17 protein-coding genes are annotated in these 21,867 nt (G+C 42.8%); 11 read left to right on the forward strand and 6 right to left on the reverse strand.

The window, feature by feature from the left end:
• The first annotated feature begins 494 nt into the window (after positions 1 to 494).
• Positions 495 to 1,094: a hypothetical protein gene (locus tag GSY63_RS01275; protein WP_166584007.1), complete on the forward strand. Its 600-nt coding sequence runs from the start codon at positions 495 to 497 to the stop codon at positions 1,092 to 1,094.
• A 562-nt stretch (positions 1,095 to 1,656) separates the two neighbouring features.
• Here the strand turns inward: GSY63_RS01275 and GSY63_RS01280 are convergent.
• Entirely contained in the window at positions 1,657 to 3,441 is a 1,785-nt protein-coding gene (locus GSY63_RS01280; RefSeq protein WP_166584008.1) for an NERD domain-containing protein, read from the reverse strand.
• 296 nt (positions 3,442 to 3,737) lie between these two features.
• Here GSY63_RS01280 and GSY63_RS01285 point away from each other — a divergent pair, with 296 nt between their 5' ends.
• Both GSY63_RS01285 and GSY63_RS01290 read left to right on the forward strand, forming a co-directional pair.
• The gene (locus tag GSY63_RS01285) at positions 3,738 to 4,715 is read left to right on the forward strand and encodes an AAA family ATPase (RefSeq protein WP_166584009.1); all 978 of its coding nucleotides are present in this window, start codon (positions 3,738 to 3,740) and stop codon (positions 4,713 to 4,715) included.
• Positions 4,716 to 7,244, forward strand: a complete 2,529-nt coding sequence (locus tag GSY63_RS01290; protein ID WP_166584010.1) for a S8 family peptidase — start codon at positions 4,716 to 4,718, stop codon at positions 7,242 to 7,244.
• A 13-nt stretch (positions 7,245 to 7,257) separates the two neighbouring features.
• Here GSY63_RS01290 and GSY63_RS01295 read toward each other — a convergent pair whose 3' ends face one another.
• From GSY63_RS01295 to GSY63_RS01305, 3 genes are all read right to left on the reverse strand, one after another.
• A complete protein-coding gene (locus tag GSY63_RS01295) occupies positions 7,258 to 8,493 on the reverse strand; it encodes a hypothetical protein (RefSeq protein WP_166584011.1) in 1,236 nt (411 codons plus the stop codon).
• Between the two features lie 42 nt (positions 8,494 to 8,535).
• Positions 8,536 to 9,387 (reverse strand): hypothetical protein, encoded by an 852-nt coding sequence (locus GSY63_RS01300; protein ID WP_166584012.1) that lies wholly within the window; start codon positions 9,385 to 9,387, stop codon positions 8,536 to 8,538.
• Between the two features lie 92 nt (positions 9,388 to 9,479).
• Positions 9,480 to 10,655 carry a hypothetical protein gene (locus GSY63_RS01305; RefSeq protein ID WP_166584013.1) on the reverse strand — a complete coding sequence of 392 codons (1,176 nt, stop codon included), beginning with the start codon at positions 10,653 to 10,655 and terminating at the stop codon, positions 9,480 to 9,482.
• Positions 10,656 to 12,543: 1,888 nt separating this feature from the next.
• Between GSY63_RS01305 and GSY63_RS01310 the strand changes: the two genes are divergently transcribed.
• The gene (locus GSY63_RS01310) at positions 12,544 to 13,731 is read left to right on the forward strand and encodes a glutathione-independent formaldehyde dehydrogenase (RefSeq protein WP_166584014.1); all 1,188 of its coding nucleotides are present in this window, start codon (positions 12,544 to 12,546) and stop codon (positions 13,729 to 13,731) included.
• A 188-nt stretch (positions 13,732 to 13,919) separates the two neighbouring features.
• Here GSY63_RS01310 and GSY63_RS01315 read toward each other — a convergent pair whose 3' ends face one another.
• On the reverse strand, positions 13,920 to 14,573 hold the full coding sequence (locus tag GSY63_RS01315; RefSeq protein ID WP_166584062.1) for a TMEM175 family protein: 654 nt from the start codon (positions 14,571 to 14,573) through the stop codon (positions 13,920 to 13,922).
• A gap of 185 nt (positions 14,574 to 14,758) precedes the next feature.
• The gene (locus GSY63_RS01320) at positions 14,759 to 15,124 is read right to left on the reverse strand and encodes an antibiotic biosynthesis monooxygenase (RefSeq protein ID WP_317168526.1); all 366 of its coding nucleotides are present in this window, start codon (positions 15,122 to 15,124) and stop codon (positions 14,759 to 14,761) included.
• A 72-nt stretch (positions 15,125 to 15,196) separates the two neighbouring features.
• Between GSY63_RS01320 and GSY63_RS01325 the strand changes: the two genes are divergently transcribed.
• The 7 genes from GSY63_RS01325 to GSY63_RS01350 all read left to right on the forward strand — a co-directional run bounded on the left by GSY63_RS01325 (position 15,197) and on the right by GSY63_RS01350 (position 21,812).
• A complete protein-coding gene (locus GSY63_RS01325) occupies positions 15,197 to 16,210 on the forward strand; it encodes a mechanosensitive ion channel domain-containing protein (protein WP_166584015.1) in 1,014 nt (337 codons plus the stop codon).
• A gap of 453 nt (positions 16,211 to 16,663) precedes the next feature.
• Complete coding sequence (locus GSY63_RS24755) at positions 16,664 to 16,906, forward strand: helix-turn-helix domain-containing protein (protein WP_262887322.1); 243 nt, start codon at positions 16,664 to 16,666, stop codon at positions 16,904 to 16,906.
• A gap of 226 nt (positions 16,907 to 17,132) precedes the next feature.
• Positions 17,133 to 17,348, forward strand: a complete 216-nt coding sequence (locus GSY63_RS01335) for a hypothetical protein (protein WP_166584017.1) — start codon at positions 17,133 to 17,135, stop codon at positions 17,346 to 17,348.
• Between the two features lie 769 nt (positions 17,349 to 18,117).
• Entirely contained in the window at positions 18,118 to 18,396 is a 279-nt protein-coding gene (locus GSY63_RS24650; RefSeq protein WP_208094415.1) for a hypothetical protein, read from the forward strand.
• Between the two features lie 475 nt (positions 18,397 to 18,871).
• A complete protein-coding gene (locus GSY63_RS01340; RefSeq protein ID WP_166584018.1) occupies positions 18,872 to 20,500 on the forward strand; it encodes an NHL repeat-containing protein in 1,629 nt (542 codons plus the stop codon).
• Positions 20,501 to 20,640: 140 nt separating this feature from the next.
• A complete protein-coding gene (locus GSY63_RS01345; protein ID WP_166584019.1) occupies positions 20,641 to 20,916 on the forward strand; it encodes a hypothetical protein in 276 nt (91 codons plus the stop codon).
• On the forward strand, positions 20,889 to 21,812 hold the full coding sequence (locus tag GSY63_RS01350; RefSeq protein ID WP_166584020.1) for an SOS response-associated peptidase: 924 nt from the start codon (positions 20,889 to 20,891) through the stop codon (positions 21,810 to 21,812). The genes GSY63_RS01345 and GSY63_RS01350 overlap by 28 nt, the downstream gene beginning before the upstream one ends.
• Positions 21,813 to 21,867: the final 55 nt, after the last annotated feature.

The following is a 21,867-nucleotide window of genomic DNA, read 5'->3' on the forward strand; positions in this document are numbered from 1 at the left end:
ATCTGTTCAAATAGATGGAATGGTGTTCCCATTCACCAGATAATCAGTTATTACAAAGAACATTTTTGTAATGTCCGCTTACTTTACTCACGGACAACAAGTCACACATGCCGCTGCAATCGCTGCTTCGGCCATGCCGCCGGTCAGGTTCACTTCCGTTCACCAAACCGTCAGGCCGCACCGCAAGAGCCAGCCCGCTGGGTGCGCCGGGCCGCAGGCTAAATTTCATTCCGTTTCCAGCTCCGCGCTGCTGCGTTCCAACTCCATTTAGTTTCCCGCGCACCCAGCAGCCAGGCACTTGCTATTAGCCGCAATCGTACGGTTGTTAATTGCACCGTTCGCAACAGGTTTCACACCATTTCAATTTTTTAACCGCAAAGGTAAAGCCCGCTGCGGGGCCGTCAAGGGTTCATAAACCCCGCACCGGCCGGGCCCTTGACAACCCCGCATCCGGCTTTGATCACCCTTGCATTAAAAAATTAAAATGTAATGTTATGCAAACCCTTGAATTAAACCTCGGATCAAAAACTCAAATCACCGATTACATCGCCGAGAACCATTTAATGCCCTACGAAGCCGGCATATTTAGAGAAATGTTAACCGCTATCGAAACTAACAATCAAAAAGAGCTCGACTGGTTCTCCGGCTTTGGCGATTCATTCCGGGTTATCACCATGAATGTGCATGCATACCGCAAAGGGCTCGAATTCGGATTTACCGAAATCAGCTTTGACAAGTACGGCTGGTTCACACGCCCGGTATTTTTGGATAAAGAAGAGTTGAGATTTGGCGATACCAGCCGTTACGGTAATTACAGCCAAATCGATCTCGGCCATGGCCGCAATGGCTTATGGACCTACGCCCTCCATTACAGCTTCGGAACAGCGGGCGGTGGTTATTGCTTATCTGTCTACGGCAAACAATTTAAAAGTCGTGAAGATGCGCTTAGTTTTGCACTCAATGAGTTAAAAGCCATGATGACGAAAAAGATCGGCAGCACCGACACCACTAATGACAAACAGCCTATCATATTGGCAACGCTTCGCGATATAGAAAAAGCTCAATTAGGTATGGTGCAACTAAGCCTATTTTGAACAGGCTTATACTTCTTTTTCCTGTCTGAAAAGAAAATGTCATTTAGGCAGGCATTACGAAATATTTATTTAGTGTTTCGGCTAATAATTCAAGCGACTGGTGTCAGAACAGCGCTATCAGTTCTCATCGAAGGGCATATTAAACCTTTTGGCATAGCCTTTTCTTTGATAATTATAAAATATGAATGTTCATATAGTTGGCTTGTTCATGAATCATGAACATTTTAATTTTTTGAACACAAAATCAAGTTGATCGCGAACGGCGATGAGGAGTAATTAAAACGAATTACTTAAACTTTAGATAAACGACCTACGGATACTCGGGTGAAAATATCCAACGGATAATCGATTAAAGATTTCTCTACCGTTTTGCATTGCAAACGAAAACGCGGCGCGGTTTGCACCAGTATAAAATTAGTTGGCTCATTAAATTAATTGACAATGTTCAGTTATCCTTCATCAAACCATCTTGGTAAGCTTATGCATGAGTTATATAATCAGATGCCTGATATTTTAGTACTTCATAGCGGTTCCTTATTGTTGCATTTCACGAAAATACAAGCTATTTGCCAGTACTTCGCTGTTTTTGAAATTCGATGACCCGTTCCGCTGGTTTCAGCTTGTGGTATTTGATGACTGAAGCTGCGTGAAAGTCCCGCCGTTTCAGTTTTTCAGCGAGGTTGATTTCGTCCCTAAAGCCGAACCCGACGTTATACAGGAGGTCAAAGAACTTGTTCATATCCGGGCTGGAGAAAAGTAGTTCGGAACGGTTACAGTTTTTGACAAAGTTTTCCCGGTCGAAGAGGAAATACGCGCAAAGTTCGAGTTCATCGTAACACATGACCCGGCCTTGCAGTCGTTCCCTGGCGAGTAAAAAGGTCTCAAATTCTTCGGCATACCGGGCTTTTCTTTTTAAGGTGATGAGGAATGTTTCGAGGTCATTGATGGCCACAGACCAGGGGTAGTTGCTGTCTTCGCCGATATCAAGCAGGTAACCAAGGTCGCACTGAATCTGCCCGAAGCGTTCTTGGGTGACGGCGATTGTAAACACTTCGTCGTAATCTTCAGGGTGGAGTGTGGCAATTACCTGTTTGTTTTTGTTATACAGTTGGAATGACTGATCCCCGATGAGCAGGTCCTCCACTTCTTTAGCCTGACTGTAGCCCTTGCCTATGGATTTCCGGAAATCGTCTTTGATCCTTTCATAGGCTTTTGACTCGTCCCGCATGGGTTCCCGGTATTTATGCGCTTTACATTCGATGATATAAGCGTTGCTTCCGTGAAGCACCAGCAGGTCTTTCTCATTGCCCTCTTTTTCGCTGGTATTAATCTTATAAGAAGTGTAGATGGTTGCAGCAGGGCCGAAAAAGTCGCGGAAAACATCGGCGGTTTTATGTTCCAGATACTCGTCTCTTCGTTCTGACACTTTACGGCCGGGCGTATCAGGTTCGGAGCAAAGCGCGTAAAGGAACTCGTAAATGGCATTGATTAGTTGTTTGGAATAGACCATCAGGACGTGATGACCATCCATCATGATCACTGGCTTGCGCAGATAGGCGCAGGGGTCGGTGTAGTAAAGATATTCCGGTGCTTCCTCGCGCAGAAGCGTGAAAAAAGCAAGCAGCTGTTTTGCTTTTTCTTCGCCGATGGCTTGGTAGATATCGCTGAGCGGGATGCCCATATCGTAAACCGCTTTTTCTGCAAGCTCCATCAGCTGAATCTTCTGATCGATGCTTAGGTCTTTCGGATCACTGCCGGCACGAATAGATTTAAGTATGGGATCATTGTCATAGTTATGGTTGATATATTGGCTTACCCTTGCGCTTTCCAGGTTACTCATGAGGGTGAAGAAATCGAGGTAATCCTTGATTTGCAGGCCTGTTTGCTCGGTAATGTACGGCTCAAAATGTTCAAACGTGCGTTGGATTCGTTCCACATCCTGTTCATAATAGCTTAGCGGGGCATTCAGGTAATAGTTCAAAAAAGTGCCTTTGGTGACGATCAGCCGGTCGTAATCAACCTGTGTCAGGTCGCTCCGTCCGGAAACGGCGGCCTCGTAGCCATAGCCTTCTTCTATTTCATTTAATAACCGAATGATCTCGCTGTGCTCTTTGCTGGTCGCTGTATATCTTTCTTTGCCCCCAAGAGCGGTGGCATGGTATAGACTCATCAGGTACATGATCTGCCGGACGGGGGAATGGAGTTTAACCTGCTCACTGCCCTGCCGGATATGTGCATTGCCCATGTGGCCGATGTGCGCGGTGAAGCTGCGGTGTTCAAAACGGCGGATCAGTTCTTTGAGCCGATTGGCGAGTGTAGTTGCTTGGTCTTCGGTTTGGATATTCATATGGGTTGATGTAAAGATAGCTTAGATATGATGTTTGCTAACTGAAATTGCGAAACTTTAAAATTTGCTGTAGTAGATAAAATACCCCCTTCGCAGAGCGAAAGTTAATATGTTGATAATTAGACAAGTTCAATTGGCGCCGGTTGCTTACCTTTAATCGGACGATTAATAATGGATGAGTATCACCGTATTTTAATTGCGATTTATTTTTTATTAATATCGTGATATTTTATATTTTAGGCTGTCTTATAACGTTATAAAACCTAATCACCAGCATAAAAGCGTATTTTTGCAGAATGGCCGCAGCAGATCAAATAAAAAGCCTGATAAAATCTTACGCAGAAGATGACGAACATCGTTTCTTCACGACTGCCATGCAGATTGCTGCCTCTGAGGCTCGTCAAGGACATGCGAATGTCGCACAGGAACTTAAAGACCTGATCGAGCGCGCCCGTAAAGAAAAGTCGGTGGCTTTTCTGGAAACTCCAAAAACAGTTTCATTATCCGGACCTAAACGGGAATTGAAAGAATTGATCGAGGTATTTAAGCCGCGTATCAATTTAAAAGACATGGTCTTGTCACCTGTTGTAAAAGAGTCCCTGGACAAGCTGATCAATGAACAGCAGAAATGGGAAGTGCTTCGAAAACATAATTTATCGCCTAAGCGAAAATTACTGCTAACCGGGATGCCGGGAACAGGAAAAACAATGACTGCGCAAGCAATTGCCGGTGAATTGGGCCTCTCTGTTTATATCATCCGTTTGGATGGGTTGATGTCTAAATATATGGGCGAATCCATTGTTAAACTGCGGATGATATTCGACGCAATGGAAGACCATCGTGCGGTTTATCTCTTCGATGAATTCGACTCGATCGGATCCCAGCGCGATAAAGGACAGGATGTCGGTGAAATCAAACGGGTTTTAAATAGTTTTTTGATCAATATAGAAAAAGACCAAAGCAACAGTATTATCATAGCTGCAACCAATTTACCTGAAAGCCTCGACAAGGCGTTATTCAGGAGATTTGACGACGTAGTAAACTATCCATTGCCCAATGCTGAACAGATTGTTTTAGCCTTAAAAAAAGCGACGCAAGGTTATTCTTTTGCTCAAAAGGTGAATTTCAAAAGTCTTGCTAAGCAAGCTGATGGTCTTAATTATTCGGATATTATTAAAGCTTGCGAGGACGCAATTAAAGAAATGATCCTGACAGGGTCATTAAAAGTCAACTTATCGGATTTAGAGCGGGCATTAGCTAAAAAACACATCTAAATGGCCCGGCAAAATCCAAGGAAACATATTAAATTAGTTGGATATGCCGCAAGGCTTGACTACCAATATCCAAGAAACGCCTTCCCTCCGGCGATGCCGCTCGCCCAAAGAAACCGCAATCAACACGGCAACCGCATTTTAAATCAGTTAAACGCCATAAGGCAACAATTCGATATTCCCGCAGATGTGGAACTGGCTGCTGATATTTTAAGGGACAATGTGATCTATGTCGAGTTTACATCTCAATGGGGCTACTTTATGGATTTCGGCGCATTAGAGCAGGACCGCGACGATCCCGATTTTCAGATCCTGAATATCAGAGAAGAGCGGGAAGATGTAGAAGAGAATCCAAGATTTCGCTATCACGTGACAATGATGTTGACCCAGGGAGGGATTGGTACGTTTATTACAAAGGTTACCGATTATATTAACAGAAACGGTCAATATCGCGGCCAAGATACCGGGCATCCGAGGTATTATAAGCTATTTAGTAATATAGAAGATATCCAAACGGCGACGCTCAAGTCATTTTGGACGGATGAACCAGAGTATCCATTTCCCGACGAAAATGAAGATGTGTGGTGGGAGGCCTGGTTTAGAAAAACAGCGAATGACGATTTCCGTATGCGGCGGGTATTAGAAAACCTGCGCGTCGCTGGCGTTCAAATCGGTGAGTCTGAACTATTGTTTGCGGAACATCGCGTAAGGCTGATCAAAGGGACCGCGCAACAATTGGCGCAGTCAATATTGTTATTGGACAATCTCTCCGAATTGAGGAAACCTCAGGAAACAGCCGACTTTATTTGTCATAGAGATGCTGATTTTCAGGACGACTTAGATTGGGTAAATGATTTGACCAACCGAACGGAAAACCATGTAGATGAAAATTCTGTATTGGTATGTTTATTGGACAGCGGTGTAAATAATAACCATCCACTCATCGGTAGTTTTTTACCGGACGAACGACTGTACTCTTATAAACCCGATTCATGGGGAACCGGGGACAATTGGCCGAATGGTGGGCACGGCACCGGGGTTGCGGGTTTAGCGTTGTATGGTGATCTGGTTGATGCCTTAGCCGACCCATCAACTATAAGAATTTTACATGGGCTGGAGTCTTTTAAAATAATACATTCCGGTGACCCTAACGACCCGGAGCTTTATGGTGCTATCACAGAATTTGCCGCCAGTTCACCTTTGGTTGACCGGCCTCATAACCCCAGGGTTTTTTGTCTGACAATAACAGATAAAAATCTGTCATTCCGGGGCCGTCCTTCCGCTTGGTCAGCAGCGATCGATAAAATAGCTTTTGGTTCCGCTCTCGACCCAATCGCGCCGCAATTAATTATCGCAAGCGGCGGCAATGCGGTAATGATCAATCATGACGATTATCCTACGGTGAATTTGTTGGAATCTATTCATGACCCGGCTCAGGCTTATAATGTGATCACGGTGGGCAGTTATACAAGAAAGGACCGGATCGATGCGGCTACAGGCTATATTCACCTTGCACCAAACGGTGACATGGCACCAAGTAATACGACGTCAACTACCTGGGAGCATCAATGGCCTTTAAAGCCTGATATTGTAATGGAGGGTGGTAATGCGAGCACAGATGGGTTTTCTGTTTCCGATCATCACGCACTTAAAATGGTGACAACGGATGGTGACTATCCTCAATTTACGTTCCTGCCGTTCGGAGATACCAGCGGAGCTGCTGCACTTGCCGCGAAGATGGCAGCTGAGCTGAGAACTGCGTATCCGGAATTTTGGCCGGAAACGATCAGAGCATTAATGATCCATTCCGCCGAATGGACGAATACGATGCTTAATAACAGGCCTTTTTCCAGCCTTAACGAAAATGAGCGAAAAGTGTTGCTCAGAACAGTTGGCTACGGCGTCCCAATATTGGAAAATGCGTTATATAGCGCAAACAACAGTTTAACACTAATAGCCGAACGGGAGATACAGCCCTATTATCTGGATGGAAGTACCGGGAAAAGTAAAGAATATCATTTGTTTGAATTGCCTTGGCCTGCTGATATCCTGGCTGGCGAGTTATTTGCGACAGATGTTACGCTTAAAATAACGCTCTCTTATTTTATAGAACCGAACCCTGGCAGTAAAAACAAACGTTACGTAAACAACTTTCATTACCATTCTCATGCGTTAGAGTTTGCTGTCATCAAAGAGCGGGAAGATTTAGATCAGTTCAAACGACGTATATCAGCAGCAGCAGAACTGGACGATGATCGGGTAGATAATACTGACGAAACCTGGTCTATCAAGAGGGTTAGATACCGTGGTTCTGTCAAAAAAGATTTTATTACAATGTCTGGTGCTGATATGTCTGTCCGCAACAAGATTGCCGTTTTTCCTAAGCCAGGTTGGTATCGCTCGCGCAAAAAACTACACAAAGAAAATACGATTGTACGCTATAGTTTAGTAGTTACTGTTGAAACACCGGATGTTAATATTGACATTGTTACACCGGTACTGAATCAAATTGCAATTGCCGCTGCTGTTTAATTGTTGCCCTCCGTTAAAAAAGTTCGTCGTCATCGATTTCATCATCTTCGAAAGCGCTAAAATCAAGTCTTGCGTGATCTTCTATAATTATTTCGTTAAGTAAACTAATGGCTAAAAGCGGATTGGTGCTGTCACAATCATATATGCCATTTTTAAACTCTACCGCCAACCGATCAAAGAACAATTCTCCAAAAATACCCCAGCCGACAAATGCAAGCGCATCTGTTTGATCAAATATAGCAGGCTTCAAATTTTCCCAACGATCAAAACCTTCCGTCTGTGGACTGCAAAAATCTTCGATGAATTTTTGCCCATAATTTTTGATGTCTTCCAGCGCGTACCCGTGGCCCTCAGGATCATGTTCACGTAAAACATCGATAAATTGAACAGTCGCCTCATTTGGCTTAAAGTCCTTGTCTTTAAACAAGTTCACCAATGACTGGAATGGCGCTATATTGATGATGGTAATATTATAAGGAGCGAGTCCAACCCGAAAACAATGCCGCCACAAGAAAGCAAAGCCATGTGATCCTAAAGCATTACCCCGGTTAGCCATCGCCTGTAATGCTATCCTCATTTGCGTCTCATAAGCAGCTGTCCGGTAATAATCGCCACCTTTGTATAATTCGTCATCATAAAGACAAAGCTGATACCCGCCTAATTGCCGCGAACTGATGGAAGGCTGAATGCTGGTATGAAAAGATGCGTTTAAATCGACTATGCGAAGTTGCACACCATCGTCGGTTTGCACCGGCTCTAAACAGATCAGTTTCTTTTGCAACCAAAATATCTCATTGAAAGCATAATGCCGCAATAACGTTGGCCACTCATTCGATATGATTACGTTAATGACATCGCCCTCAGCTATAAAAGGCAGATATGTTCGTACTTCAGCGGCGTAAGCGCCGATTTCTGTACCTGCCTGGCGAGTGGGCCCATGAATGTTTTTTAACTCAATGATAATAACGCTTTGCGTTTCCGGGGCGTAAACCAAAAAGTCAGGGCACAACCTGTCTTTTGGATCAAGGGAGATGTCCTGGTTTTCCGTGATTACTTCATTTATTACAAAGGACTCTAGGCAGTACAAATAAGTATCGTTCAATTTATCTGTAATCATGTGGCCGGTTTTTTTGCAAGCGTTTTCTTTGAACGCATCGAAATTGGTGATCATTTCCGATAAACTCTCCCCTTTAGCAAATCTGTTGCTGAGCCAATGTTGCATGCGGGCTTCACTCTCAAAAATCTTCATATCTATCTAAGTACCTTAATGACATATGCAACGATCAATCTTTCAAAAAGGAAGGTCATCTTCGTTTGAAGTGTTTTTTAAAGCTTCATATTCCCCGAGAAAGTAAGTAATGTAGGACTTTGAGAGGTTGTAATAAAGCCTGGCCTCATTGGGGGTAACTGCTACGCCTTCCGCTAAATGAGTGCCATGTCTGATACCTCCACCTGCGGGAGCAGATAGATAGCCATGTAATTTTCGCACCCAATCGATGACCTGTTTCAAAGTAGCCTGACTCGTTTTTTCCGCAAGTTTTTCAATGATCTTATTGAAATATTTTCCTTCAATTTTATGACCTTCGACCTCCATTTTGTCGAATACGGTTACGATAGTTTCGAGTAACCATAAAGTTTCCAGAACAGCGGGACGATAGCGGCCTTCCTGGAATAACCTTTCCGCTTCCGTCAAAGATGCATCAATGGTGTTTCTTGCCTCCTCCAATAAGGTCTTTGGAATATCAGGTGAAGGGATTAACTCAGGACCGTCAAAGATCAGCTCTCCGTCCTTAATTTGATAACGGGAGTTCGCTTTGGCCAAGATCTTGTTGATCACTTCGATGTTTACACCTGGACGATCGCTCCCAAGGCTGGACCAGCCGTCATAGAAGGCTTCTATATATAATGGCGCGTTGTTGCTTGCTTCGTCCATGTAGCCCATCAGGTCAGAGGATGCCCAGCTTGAACTAGAGCTAGTAGACGTCGATTGTCCAGACGCCGAAGCAAAGGCTCGTTTAAACTTCTCAAATACCAACTGCTCATCTTTTGCCAGCTTATTGATGATTTGGAAAAATTGCTCATCAACTCCTCGCGGAATTTCTCCCGGACTGTCAAATCGCCAGCGTTCATTAAATTTTAGCATAGTATTAGTTTACAAAGCGCTAAGATATTCGCTTATTACGCAATCTATCTGCGCAGGACGAATGTAATTTCCATATTATAAACAGGCATGTGTTAACTTTTTATTTTAGTATAATTCTTTTGCCAAAATACCAGGCTTGAATGCTTTTCAAGAAAATCGTCAGGCATTTCCTCATCGTCGCGTGTTGTTAAGGTACAGTGATTTGCTAATATTTCTTTTATTGCTCTCAGTCTGGCAACGGTGTGCATAAATCCCCAATTAAGCTTTTCAGGAAGTTCACCGTCATCAACTGACCAAGTAGCTTTAATCTGTTCGTCACTTAAGGTTTCCTGTGATTCATAAAATGCTTCAAGATCGGCTACTATCTGCTGAGCGTTACTGTGTTGCTGAAATATTTGATAATCGTCCGGTTGTAAAGAATTTTTAAAAATGTGAAAATGCTCCTTGGATATGAATGCACCTGTTGGATAATTAAACCCAAACTTTTTCAAAATATCTTTGGGCTGAAAAGCCATCGGATACATCAAATAATAAGACCACAGAATCGGTGTTAGTACATAATCCATTTTCATCCAAAATACCAATGAATCCGGAGTATATTCAAAATGTAGTTTCCCATGATACCGGCTTGAATCATCTGGGTCAAAGGCGTGTGAGGAAGAGTTAGATAATTTTTTTATCAATTGCTGAATATTCACCTTCGTCGCCTTACCTGTTGTATTATTGGGTAAGAATGAATTGAGCATTGATTGATTAGATGGACAATATCCTTTTTCCAAATAGTCTGAAACCGATTTGTAGGAACTTGTATCATCACATTTTTGATTAAAGTAACATTGCCTGATATTAAACTCCAGGATCGTTCGTAACAAATGATCAGCAGCCTTTAAGAAATTATTCAACCCTACATAAAAGAATTCCCTGATCAGGTGTAAGCTTTCATAGTAAAAATAAAAACGTGCGTTGTAGGTATCATGCGAAAAATCGCTATAGATTGTTCCGGGAAAAAGATCCTGTATGATCGTTAGTGCCCATAATTTCCATTTAAATCTTATAAAATCTTTGTGATAATTATCGTCAACATCGTTTTCCAATAATTCCAACACTAACTTTCCTTGTTCACTGATTTTACTCTCATCAAGACTTAAAATATTAATCAGAGGCATTTTCGTTTCAAAGCTGTCATCCATTGGGAAAATGGCAGTCGCATGTAACTCCGAACTTCCTTTGTTCTCAATTAAAATTCTTAAAAATTCTTCTTTTGTCAATTGATTTGATTTTAGTGGTATAAATATAGTTTTTTAGCATGTTATAAGAGCTTTGGGCATTCCCGCTTCCTGGCGGGAACTCAGTTCGAGTTCGAACTTGTGGGCGAGGCAGACGGCGCATCCAATAAAGTCGATCTGACCTTTGATGAACCTACCGTCCTTATCAAGCAGCCGGGACGGGACAGCGTGCTAAGCAATCTAAAATATTATTCAACATGCAGCGGGATGGCGTTCATCAAGTTGTAAACAGTTATGAGATAGTCAACCTATTAATCTTTTATGCGCGGTAGGACAACGATCCGACAAAGCTAAATCAGCAGATTATTGGAATGTGATTAAACAGGTCGGAACAGGTGCCAGCATTATTGATTTTCGTGGTTATTGAGTTAGCTACTTTAGAACCGTATTGGCGAATAACCGATCGAGCATTTACAAGTCTCCGGCTTTGGTCTGCGACGTTCCTGGCTGAAAAGAAAATACCTTGCGCGGCCTTTCGTATATACACCAAAATTACACGAAGATCACCTGCTTTGCCAGTGATCTTCGTGTGCGGACATTTCGAAAAATTGCTTCTTATTAATCCCACTTTTAGTCGGTAGAATCGACCTGTTTTTCAATAAGTACCCGTATCTTCAAGCGATCTAAAAAAGAGCAGTTAAGATATCTATTTTATTGTGGTTCGAATATTTCACCACTATGGTTTTGATTTCTGCCCCAGTTTGTTTAAAACGCGTAATTGATCGATGAAATTTTGGTCAAAACGCACAACGTGGGGAGCAAATGCCATCAATTAAATTTAGATGGCATTTTTTTGTTATTGAGAGCTTTCGTTTGCCAGTACAGTTAAATAATTGAAAATATTATAAATATCTACGAGAAACGGTTCGAGCCCGGCTTGGTTGGAAAATGAAAGATAGGTAGTTATGGTTTAACAGATTTAGTCGTTTATATCCACTCCGAAAAGTTACTTAGCTGCCGGCCGGATACTTATCTGCATAATTTGATCTTTTTTACAACTACCCAGTAGCTGTACAATAAGTGCTATAACGGCATTATGCAGTGCTTTTTTTTGTTGATATAATTAAGTATTGTGTTGACACATATTCTTTAATTGAAATTGCGCTCCTTCACATTAACAACAGTGGCGTGCCGTGCGATGATCCGCCACCCGCTTTTTCCTTTTAGCCAAACGTTAGTGTGGCGGCGGGTAACCGTCCTTCCGAATTATCTGTTGCTTTCTCTGGCTGGTTCTCTTCCTAACCCATGGTTACCGCTACGTCATCAGTGACCGTTAACTTCTCTATTACCCAGCGGAATGAAAAATAAGCAATCTTACCTTCTTTTATCAACTGGCGGATCTGGGCAGCATTGCATCAAGCTTATAAAGGATATAGTGGGCATTTTATAAATTCGCCCAGGATATTTCTAAAGGTTGTTTTAAGCAGTTTTTATTGAAATCTTGCCTGTTCACCAGGTCTCTATTTCATCATGTGCCAGCTTTTACTATAGCACTGGATTGAAATTTACGCCCTCACTGGTCTTTCAAGATCATATCATATCTTTTCAAATGCCTAAATCAGACGGGGGATCCAAATTATCGCAACGAAACTTCACTCCACAATCTTAGTACGATTATTGTCAGTTTTTTTTTAAGGAAACACATACACTTTCAGTCATCAGATAGCGAATCCTGATCAATCTTTAATGGGCACACTAATCATGCCACTGCTGTACAAATTAAATGATTTAAAAAAACTACTTTAACCTATGGTTAAATTAAGTAAACTTCTGTAGGATTGTTGTATTTAATCTTTTAGTGGCTTTATAGGAATAGCCTTTGAGCCATTTTGGCTTTCTGAACAAAATTATTCACTTAATCGAAAGTTTTATGAAAGCATTAGTTTATTATGGAGCCAAAGACGTAAGAGTATCAGAGGTGCCCGATCCAAAAATTGAACAACCCACTGACGTACTGGTCAGGATCACAACGACCAATATCTGTGGTTCTGATCTGCATATGTACGAAGGGCGAACCGACATGGAAGAAGGACGCATCTTCGGGCATGAAAATCTTGGCGAGGTCATAGAAGTCGGTAATGCGGTAGTTAACATCAAAGTCGGTGATATGGTGTGCATGCCATTTAATATCGGGTGTGGTCATTGTAAGAATTGCGAAAATGGGCTCACTGCCTTTTGTCTGACGATGAACCCTGGCTTTGCAGGTGCTGCTTATGGGTTTGCCGGAATGGGCCCATATGACGGAGGGCAGGCTGAATACCTGCGGGTGCCATATGGCGACTTCAACTGTTTAAAACTGCCTGAAGATGCCCAAGAGAAGGAAAATGATTATGTATTGCTATCTGATATTTTCCCTACCGGTTTTCATGCCACCCAGTTGGCGGGCGTTAAGCCTGGCGATAACGTGGTTATATATGGAGCCGGACCGGTGGGTTTAATGGCAACCATCTCAGCGGGCATAAAAGGTGCGAACAAAATAATGGTGGTAGATGATCATCCGGACAGATTAAAACTAGCCGAAGAGTTGGGTGGCATACCGATCGACTTTTCAAAAGCGCCAGCAGTTGACCAGGTCCTTGAATTGACCGATGGTGTTGGCGCTGACCGAGGCTGCGAATGCGTAGGTTATCAGTGTTGTGACAAGCACGGGCATGAACATAACAATATAATCATGAACGAACTTGTGCAAGCCGTTAAGTTCACAGGATCCATTGGCGTGGTCGGGGTCTTTGTTGCTCCAGACCCAAAGGCAGAAGATCCTCTGGCAAAAAAAGGCCATATGGATTTTGACTTTGGTAATTTTTGGTTGAAGGGACAAAGCATTGCCACTGGCCAGGCTAACGTTAAGGCTTATAATCGTCAGCTGTGCGGTTTGATCTCTTCAGGTAAAGCCAAACCATCGGTCATTATTTCTCATGAACTTTCGTTGGATGATGCACCGGATGGTTACAAGCATTTTGATGCACGCGACAAAGGCTGGACCAAGGTGATCTTAAAACCGGGTAAGCAAGGCGCCACAAAACCACAGGCAGAAGAACGAGAGGCGCTAACTGCATAACGATAAAAATCAGCGGTTTATAAAATGGGAAAGCCTGTAAGTTACGATACAGGCTTTTTCCTTCTATTCGACTTAATAAATGGACTTCAAAGTGGGATACAGCCTTTTCCTTTAGCGCACCCATGATGTTAATATATGAATTTCAAAGTCCTGATCGATCCCAACCTTGGCTACGATCATCTAATTACTTAATTAAGCTTAATCGCCCGATTCTTTTCCTTAATCTTCCTTTCACTGAACCGAGGTAGCGCAAAATAGATGGATAACAACACAATAGGAATAATACTTAAAGGCACATTGCAAATAGCAGTAATTAAGGCAGCTAAATGTAGCGCAGGTGCAATGGCATATTCTTTTGTCAGCAATTTGATAAGCCTGGGATCTGTGTCTTCTTCTAAAAGTCCTTTTTTTCTAGTCGCATACCACCACACGCAATTATAAAATAATGTCATTAAGACTAATGTCGTATGATAAATTAATGCCGCCGTTCGTTCGTCTGGTCTGCCAACATGCCGTGCCAATAATCCTGTACTAAAAGACTGGAGCGTAACAAACATTAAAAACAAAATATGCAATATGAGCAGGTACTGATCTGTACGTTTGATATAAATGAACATGTTATGATGGTTAGACCAGGCAACGCATATAAACAAAAAAGATGCGGCGAATGCAGCATAATGAGGCCAGTTCTTAAAGATCGCTGCTAGCAGATCAGTTCCGCCAGCTGGTTTAGGCAGTTCTGTAGCGAGGAATGTTTCCGCAATCGCTAAAACAGCATCGCTAAAATACTCAAGCCTGTCTGTTGGTCGGTGATTGTATATGAGAACCTTATTGAAATAAATGCTTTGTACCTTAAAATAAAGGGTCGTTGATCATGGCCATTGATCACAACGACCCTTTACTGTTTGAACCTGATAATTTACCGGGATCACCGGAATTATCCCTTCTAATCTTATCCGGTATTGTGATATTGGCGGTGGCTGTCGAATGACGGCCTTTGGTCACCGCTGGCTTTTGTAATTAGCGATCACTTAAAGGCCAGTATTTTTACTTTGTCGATCACCGGTGTAGAAACGAGTAGTTCCTCTGCGCTAGCCATTAATGCTTTGGCGATCTCACCGCCGAGGTGAGCGTCCCGGCCGGCATCATCGGTAAACGTATCGAATATGCCAAAGGTCGAAGGTCCGATCTGAAGTGCATACCAGCGGATGGTTCCGGGCTCAGCTTCCGCCAAAGGCAAAGCGCTTTTAAGGAAGTCAGCAACTTGCTGTTCTTTACCTGGTTTAGCCTCAAAGCGAGCCAGTAACGCTAAATTTTCCATTTGATTAAAGTTTAAAAGGAGGTTTATTGGCGGCAATATACCGCCATAATATTGCCACACGAATGGTGCCACGATTAAGGATAAATCCTGCTCCGCTCCATTTTCGTATTTAGCTCATATTTACAATGTCAGCCTCGCCGTCTTATGGAAATCAAAGATCAGGAACCGACCCCGGAACAAAGGGAAACCATCAAAAAACTGCATAATGAGGATATAAAAAAAACGAAGATCAGCTGGTATTTAATCTGCGCAATCTGCTGTATCGCCATGACCTTTGTCATCCGCCTTGATGTGTTCAGATTCCTCGGCAGCTATCACCAGCTCATCGACAACATCCTCTTTGCCGGGGCCTGTAGTTTTGGCCTGATGATCGTTTCGCGCTTCGTGCAGAGCCAGATTGCCAAAGGATCCCTGGAAAAAGGCCTTTTATACAACCTGATCCAGTTTACCCGCCTGGTTACTTTCGTAGTGATCATTTTTATTTTTATTTCTTTTTTAAATGCCAACTGGTACACAGCTGCCGTATCACTGGGCCTGATCTCTCTGTTGCTCGGATTCGCTTTGCAAACTCCGATTGCTTCTTTGATCGGTTGGTTCTACATCGTATTGCGGGGACCTTTTAAAGTAGGGGACCGTATACAAGTCAGTAGTTTCAATGGTGACGTCGTGGAGATCAATTTCCTGGATACGACGCTTTGGGAATTCCGCGGTGGTCTGATGACCAGCGACCTGCCCAGCGGACGGTTGATCCGGTTCCCCAATAGTTTGATCTTCCAAAACCAGGTCTATAATTATTCCTGGCAAAAGTTTCCGTTGGTCTGGAACGAGGTGTCTTTTTATATCACGTTCAAAAGTGACCTGGAATGGGTAGAGAAAACCGTACGCAAGGTGTGCCTGGGCCAACTGGACGCAGAAACAAAAGCTCACGTCCAAGATATGCGCGACCAGATATCCGAGACACCGGTGGAAGATATCGAGATCAAAGAATTTCCGTTTGTCAACTTCCGGATCCACGAGAACAATTGGGTCGAGGTGCTGCTCATTTATATCGTTAATCCCAAGCAATCCTCCCAGATGCGGAGTGATATCGTGAAAGCGGTCATCGCTGAGCTGAATGCCAATCCGGAAAAAGTTGCCTTCGTACCGGAAGGAAGTTAAAGCGCTGCTAATCGTCTAGAACTTTTCAGCCGATCCAATTTTTACATAGTTGCTAACCCTGGTCTGTATAAACCGTGATAGTACAGATCACAATATCCAATTCCCCAGCGGCGGACCTGAGGGGTTTCAATTTCGACCGCTGTATAGGTGTTATCCATTGGCCAAATTAGAAAATCAGGAACTAAATCTTTGCCGAACCCAGGTTTTGACCAAATTTGTGCGTGGAATGGTTTTAAGAGATTGGGATTAATTCACAATAAATTTTGATAATCGATTTCCGGCATGCCTCCTTTATTAACTCCCAATAACTTTGAATACCACCGCCGTTGAAGTTGAACTAACGTGCCATTAAGGATGCCCTCTTTCGTGAAAAGTCCTAGTACTTTTTTCGGAATTGTAAACTGAAAACCGAGGATATAAATAGAGCGTATGTTCATTTATATCACATTGGTTATGTTCAATAGGCAAGCAGTTGCAGACCACATTAGGAAATGCAGGGAAGACAAAGGTCTAACTCAATTTTACATGGCATATAAATTGCAGATTTCTCAAAATTGCTACAGTAAGATGGAGTTGGGCTATTCTAAAATCTCGTTAGAAAGGCTGTTTCAGATTTCAGAAGTATTGGAGATCGACGCGATAGACACGATTGCGCTGGGGCGTATCAAATCTATGGTAGTGATTAAAAATTATTAATGCCAGAAAATCTACCAGACCAACAGATTTTCGATTTTGTTGGTCGGGTTAGGCCTGTGTAACAATGTCGCCTGCAGTGTCTATGAAAATGCTAAGCCAACAACAGGAGTCCTTCAAACCTCGATATGCGCATCTTGAGCATAAGTAAATTCTTTCTACATCACCAAACCTGACCTCATCCTACAGTTTGGCCCAAACAAACCGAAATCCGACGCGTAGTAATACTATGGACGAGAACAACATTATTTTGGAAACTGACCTTAACGGCCAGCCAGTCAGCTTCACCATCATTCCTATGGAAAGTAAATTTGGGATTGCTTACAAAGGTCAGGTCATTGCCGAGGTGGCCTACAACGAAGAGTGGGAACAGGTTTCGGGCGATACTATGCCGGGAGAAGTTTTGCAGTCCATTTTCCAAAAAATTGACGCTCATTATCATTGAGTCAACTGCTGTAAAGGCATCTTTCTATATTGCTAAATTTTAAATGTATTTGCAATTGATACTTTACCGAATCCATGAAAATATCATTTCCGCAAAATGTATTCCATCTGCATCGATCAGCAGGTTATATTTTCAGACGATCACGCAGTAAATGCTCACCAAATTCGACACAACGCTGCCGCGATTTAAAACAGGGTCGGCTCACACAAAATAGGAGGATGTAAATATTAACATTGCCAAGTCACTACCATGAAAGGCTTTAACCTAGTCTGAATGAGAGGCTTTTGACGAGATATTGAACATAACTGCAAAGATATTTTGCAAATGGTCAAGTAAATGATCGACAGCTAAACATAATTATCCTTTTTTATCAGTCCTACGCCATATAAGAATCCCCCTAACACTCGCTGCTCGGGGGATTCAACCTAAACCTTATCACAATAGGTCCTTAGACCATGGGTTCAAAAGTAAAATAAATTAATGGATATACGTTATAAAACAGGCCTAACAACAAATCGTCCCTCAACCACGTCGAAAGCTACAACTGGTGTAATCTTAATACATTAAATTGGTTAGGATATACAGCGAAACTGAGGGGATCTCATATGGTCATCTATTTCTATTTTAACTTATGTAAAAACGATCATACATTGATATTAGATTAAAATTGCCATACAAAGTCATGCTAAAAAAAGCAGATACAAGAGCATTGAGATTTTTTTCATCAGAAACATTCACATACTTAGTATGTTAGAATATGCAAATTAACATGCCAATAAGCCTCACATACACTGTTAAGCCAGTATCTCAACAAAAGTATCAGCTGGTAAAATCCATAATGATAGAATTTAATGGATTTAGCGGAGATTGGTATTATTTAGATGCCGATTGTGAGGAACTACCTACTGTAGAACTCGCCTCATCGCATAATCGCCCAATAGAATGTATTTCAATTTTAGAAAGAGTTTGTGAAAGGCACGGGGTCGAACTTAAAACAGTCATGGCATTTAATCCCGTCTCCCAGGCTGTTTCAGTCAAGATGTATTAACCCAACTGATGTCAGCCACTAAAACTGATTTAACATCAATCATCAATTTTATGAAAGGTATTGTATGTTGAAGATCTATCGCAATTATCTTTTGCTTTCAAGAAACGATATGGTTATCCGCCCAGCCGGTTTTTGAGATTGCTAAAGACATCTGTTGTGCTATCTGGCGATACAACCATTTTCAAGTTTTGTTTAACAGCCACTTTGCCTATTTGAACAGAGTAAAAATATTCGTTGGAAGCGGTGGATGTTTGGCTCCGATCAATCGGCGCCTTTAAGGCATTCTAAAGAATTTCACTCATTTAGAAAAAGCTGAGCAGACGGGATATTATACTGCACCCTTTCAGTTTTTCCAGCCCGCCTGATCAAAGCTTGCAATCATCATTTTAGAAGCATCCGGTTTATTTATTTAATTCCCGGTTGCTGGAAATCAACGAGTTTAATTATCAATTTATGCTTATTTTTATAATCTAATATGAAAAGAATTTTTACGCTGTTTGGCGGCTTATTTTTGTTTCTGATGATCGTTACTGCCGTACCGGGCTGTAAAAAAGATAAAAGCGCACCAGAAACGCTGGAAGATAAACCCAATTCAATTGGCAAGCCCGTTGTATCAGCTATTCGACAGCATTACGCCTTCAATGAGCTGGGCAAGCCTGTATATTCATTGACGATAGCCGGGACTAACTTTAATAAAAAATTCCAAAACTATAAGGTGCTCTTCAATGATGTGGCTGCTCCTGCTATTGCAGGCGACTCGCTTCATTTTGATGTAACTATACCCGATGCTATTGTTGCAACCGAATCTAAACTTACAATTGTGATGGACGGTAATAGCACCGTTTACACTAATCCGTTTAAAGTTGAGCAACTTCAACCTACAATTTCGACACTCAGTGCCAACGCAGGTATGCGTAACAGTAGCCTGGTGATAACCGGTGCGCTTTTCAGTCCTGTTCTTAGTGAAAATGCTGTTACTATCAATGGCGTTAAAGCAACCGTAAATTCTGTGAAAGTTATAGATTACGAGGGCAGCACGGGCGGCGCGCAAGTGTTCGGTAACATTTATACCAGTGTTGACAGAAAGATTAATGCGGGTGTTGCTTTAAATATAACCATACCCGCAAATGCCAGCAACGGGAAACTGGTAGTAACATCGTACGGTAAAACAGTAGCCTACGGTACTGACATAGACATTCTTCATTCGACTTTTACGTCATCGCCCAGCACCCTGCTGAAAAGCATTTCGTTGGACGACGCCGGCAATATATATGGCACGGTAAAAAACAAACTGGTTAAAGTTACACCCGCCGGCACGATAAGTACTTTGGCCACGATAGGTGATAGCAACGTGATTTTAGGCGATTGTGTCGCCGATGCCAAAGGAAACGTATATGTGGCTTCGGGTGACGATTACACTACTTTACCTGACGTTGGTAATCACAATATGCCTTTATACCGCCCTACTGAAGTTAGTTCAAAAATTTTTAAGATAACGTCCACCGGTACGGTAAGCGTTTTTGCCGGAAGTACCAACGGTATTGTTGACGGGCAAGGCATAAACGCTAAGTTCAGGTCACCAACCCACATTGTACGTAACGCTAAAACTGGCGACCTTTATGTAACCGATGCCTTGGTGATCCGTAAAATAGCTGCCAGTGGTCTGGTAACTACCTTGGCCGGCAGCAACAGCCCGGTGGGAACGGGTTATACCAGTGGATTCAAAGACGGTCAGGGAACTGCGGCCGGCTTTCTGGACATTTACAGCATGATGTGCGATGCCAGTACCGGGAATCTTTATGTATTGGATGTCGCTTCGCTTGGTCTGCTCAGGAGAATTACGCCAGATGGTTACGTAAGTACCGTGCCGGTTCATATACCTAACTATACCTACATAGGCGGCCCAGGCACCGCAGGCATGGCCATGGATGTCTCCAATAACATTCTTGTTGCCAGCAACGGTGGCTTGTTTAAAATCGAAAATGGCAACGCTTTTAACACCTCGTTAAACCCTTACGGTGAAGCCATCTACGGAATGACCACCGATGGCTCAGGCAATATCTATCTGAATACGGGCGAAAAGGTTTACAAGATTGTCCCCTGATCTAACGAATGAAGACGCTCTTGTAGCGATCACTAGATGAAACGAATCTGGATCATAATCGAGTTATTTTGTCATTAATTCAAGGTGTTGCTAATATAATTAGTATATTTGTGTTTGCCAATATAACTTGTAACTTTAATATGGCAGCACTCCAGGGATTTGAAATTGATTATCGCGGACTGGCAGCTGGTGTTGTTGAACACCGCTTACCCAGCGGCCGTGTGTTTCATATTCAATTTTCTCAACCAACTTTGAAACCTTTAGTCATCACCGTTGCCCATGATTCGGAAGACCGGAAATTCTGGACTTCTTTACCCGAAGGGCGGCAGGAACTGGCAGAAGAGGTTGGCAGGCTTGTTGCGACATTCATTAGAAAACAGGCAAAGTTATGTGCTATTACAACGGACAAAAGGTAACCCGGACAGAGTTTATCCGTCTGAAAAATCTGGAAAAAGAGGTTCGCCGCTACAATTTTCTGAACGTCGGCGTTCACAACGGTTTTAATTATGCGCCTTGCGCAATCTTAGTCCCATCGGCAGATGGGAAGAATTTCGAAATCGTGCAGGCGGAGTGGGGCTATGTGCCAGGCTTTGTGAAAACGCGATCAGAGGCCAATATTTTTCGTGCCAAATACACTACCCTAAACTTCAAATCGGAGAACCTTTTTGTCAAAGAGGATGGTAAGCGTTCTATGTGGGCCGATGCCGCCAAGAACCGCCGATGCCTGGTTTTATCAACAGGAATCGTAGAATCACGGCATGTTCCAAAAATTGGTAAAAAGGGGCAGGAACTAAAAGAAACGATCAAGTATCCGTACCAAATCGGCTTGAAAGACCGGGAATATTTTTATATGCCGGGTTTATACAACGAATGGCTGGACCCCGAAACCAGCGAATTCGTAATGACCGTGGCTATTGGTATTACCGGTGCCAACGCGCTGATGAAACAGATCCATAACAGTAAGTTACGGATGCCGACGATATTGCCTGATGACCTGGCTTATGAATGGTTACTGGAAAAGCCGACAGAAGAGCGGCTATCCCAGATTGCCCGTACCCAGATCCCGTCCCGCATGCTGGAATTTTGTACCATTGATACGGATTACCGGACTGCCCAAGAGGCTACACCCAAAGATTACCCGGAGTTAGCGTCACTGGATATGACCTTTTTAGATTCGGAGGATTTAACATTTAACCACTGGCCAGCCGATTTGGAACCGGTGCTGGTTGGAGGACAAGGTGGAAGACCCTGGCAACCTGAGAAAACGTACATTGCTCCAGCAAGGAGTGGTCAAAGTGATCTCTTTAGCTAAACTTGATTTCAAGCCTTTGTCCGGCAAGCCTTCTGTTGTGGCTTGCGGGCTTAAC

The organism is Mucilaginibacter agri (assembly GCF_009928685.1).
GTDB classification, from domain to species: domain Bacteria; phylum Bacteroidota; class Bacteroidia; order Sphingobacteriales; family Sphingobacteriaceae; genus Mucilaginibacter; species Mucilaginibacter agri.

Coding starts and splice junctions, on each gene's coding strand:
- GSY63_RS01275 (WP_166584007.1), top strand. CDS start 495: ATGCAAACCCTTGAATTAAACCTCGGATCAAAAACTCAAATCACCGAT.
- GSY63_RS01280 (WP_166584008.1), bottom strand. CDS start 3,441: ATGAATATCCAAACCGAAGACCAAGCAACTACACTCGCCAATCGGCTC.
- GSY63_RS01285 (WP_166584009.1), top strand. CDS start 3,738: ATGGCCGCAGCAGATCAAATAAAAAGCCTGATAAAATCTTACGCAGAA.
- GSY63_RS01290 (WP_166584010.1), top strand. CDS start 4,716: ATGGCCCGGCAAAATCCAAGGAAACATATTAAATTAGTTGGATATGCC.
- GSY63_RS01295 (WP_166584011.1), bottom strand. CDS start 8,493: ATGAAGATTTTTGAGAGTGAAGCCCGCATGCAACATTGGCTCAGCAAC.
- GSY63_RS01300 (WP_166584012.1), bottom strand. CDS start 9,387: ATGCTAAAATTTAATGAACGCTGGCGATTTGACAGTCCGGGAGAAATT.
- GSY63_RS01310 (WP_166584014.1), top strand. CDS start 12,544: ATGAAAGCATTAGTTTATTATGGAGCCAAAGACGTAAGAGTATCAGAG.
- GSY63_RS01325 (WP_166584015.1), top strand. CDS start 15,197: ATGGAAATCAAAGATCAGGAACCGACCCCGGAACAAAGGGAAACCATC.
- GSY63_RS24755 (WP_262887322.1), top strand. CDS start 16,664: ATGTTCAATAGGCAAGCAGTTGCAGACCACATTAGGAAATGCAGGGAA.
- GSY63_RS01335 (WP_166584017.1), top strand. CDS start 17,133: ATGGACGAGAACAACATTATTTTGGAAACTGACCTTAACGGCCAGCCA.
- GSY63_RS24650 (WP_208094415.1), top strand. CDS start 18,118: ATGCCAATAAGCCTCACATACACTGTTAAGCCAGTATCTCAACAAAAG.
- GSY63_RS01340 (WP_166584018.1), top strand. CDS start 18,872: ATGAAAAGAATTTTTACGCTGTTTGGCGGCTTATTTTTGTTTCTGATG.
- GSY63_RS01345 (WP_166584019.1), top strand. CDS start 20,641: ATGGCAGCACTCCAGGGATTTGAAATTGATTATCGCGGACTGGCAGCT.
- GSY63_RS01350 (WP_166584020.1), top strand. CDS start 20,889: ATGTGCTATTACAACGGACAAAAGGTAACCCGGACAGAGTTTATCCGT.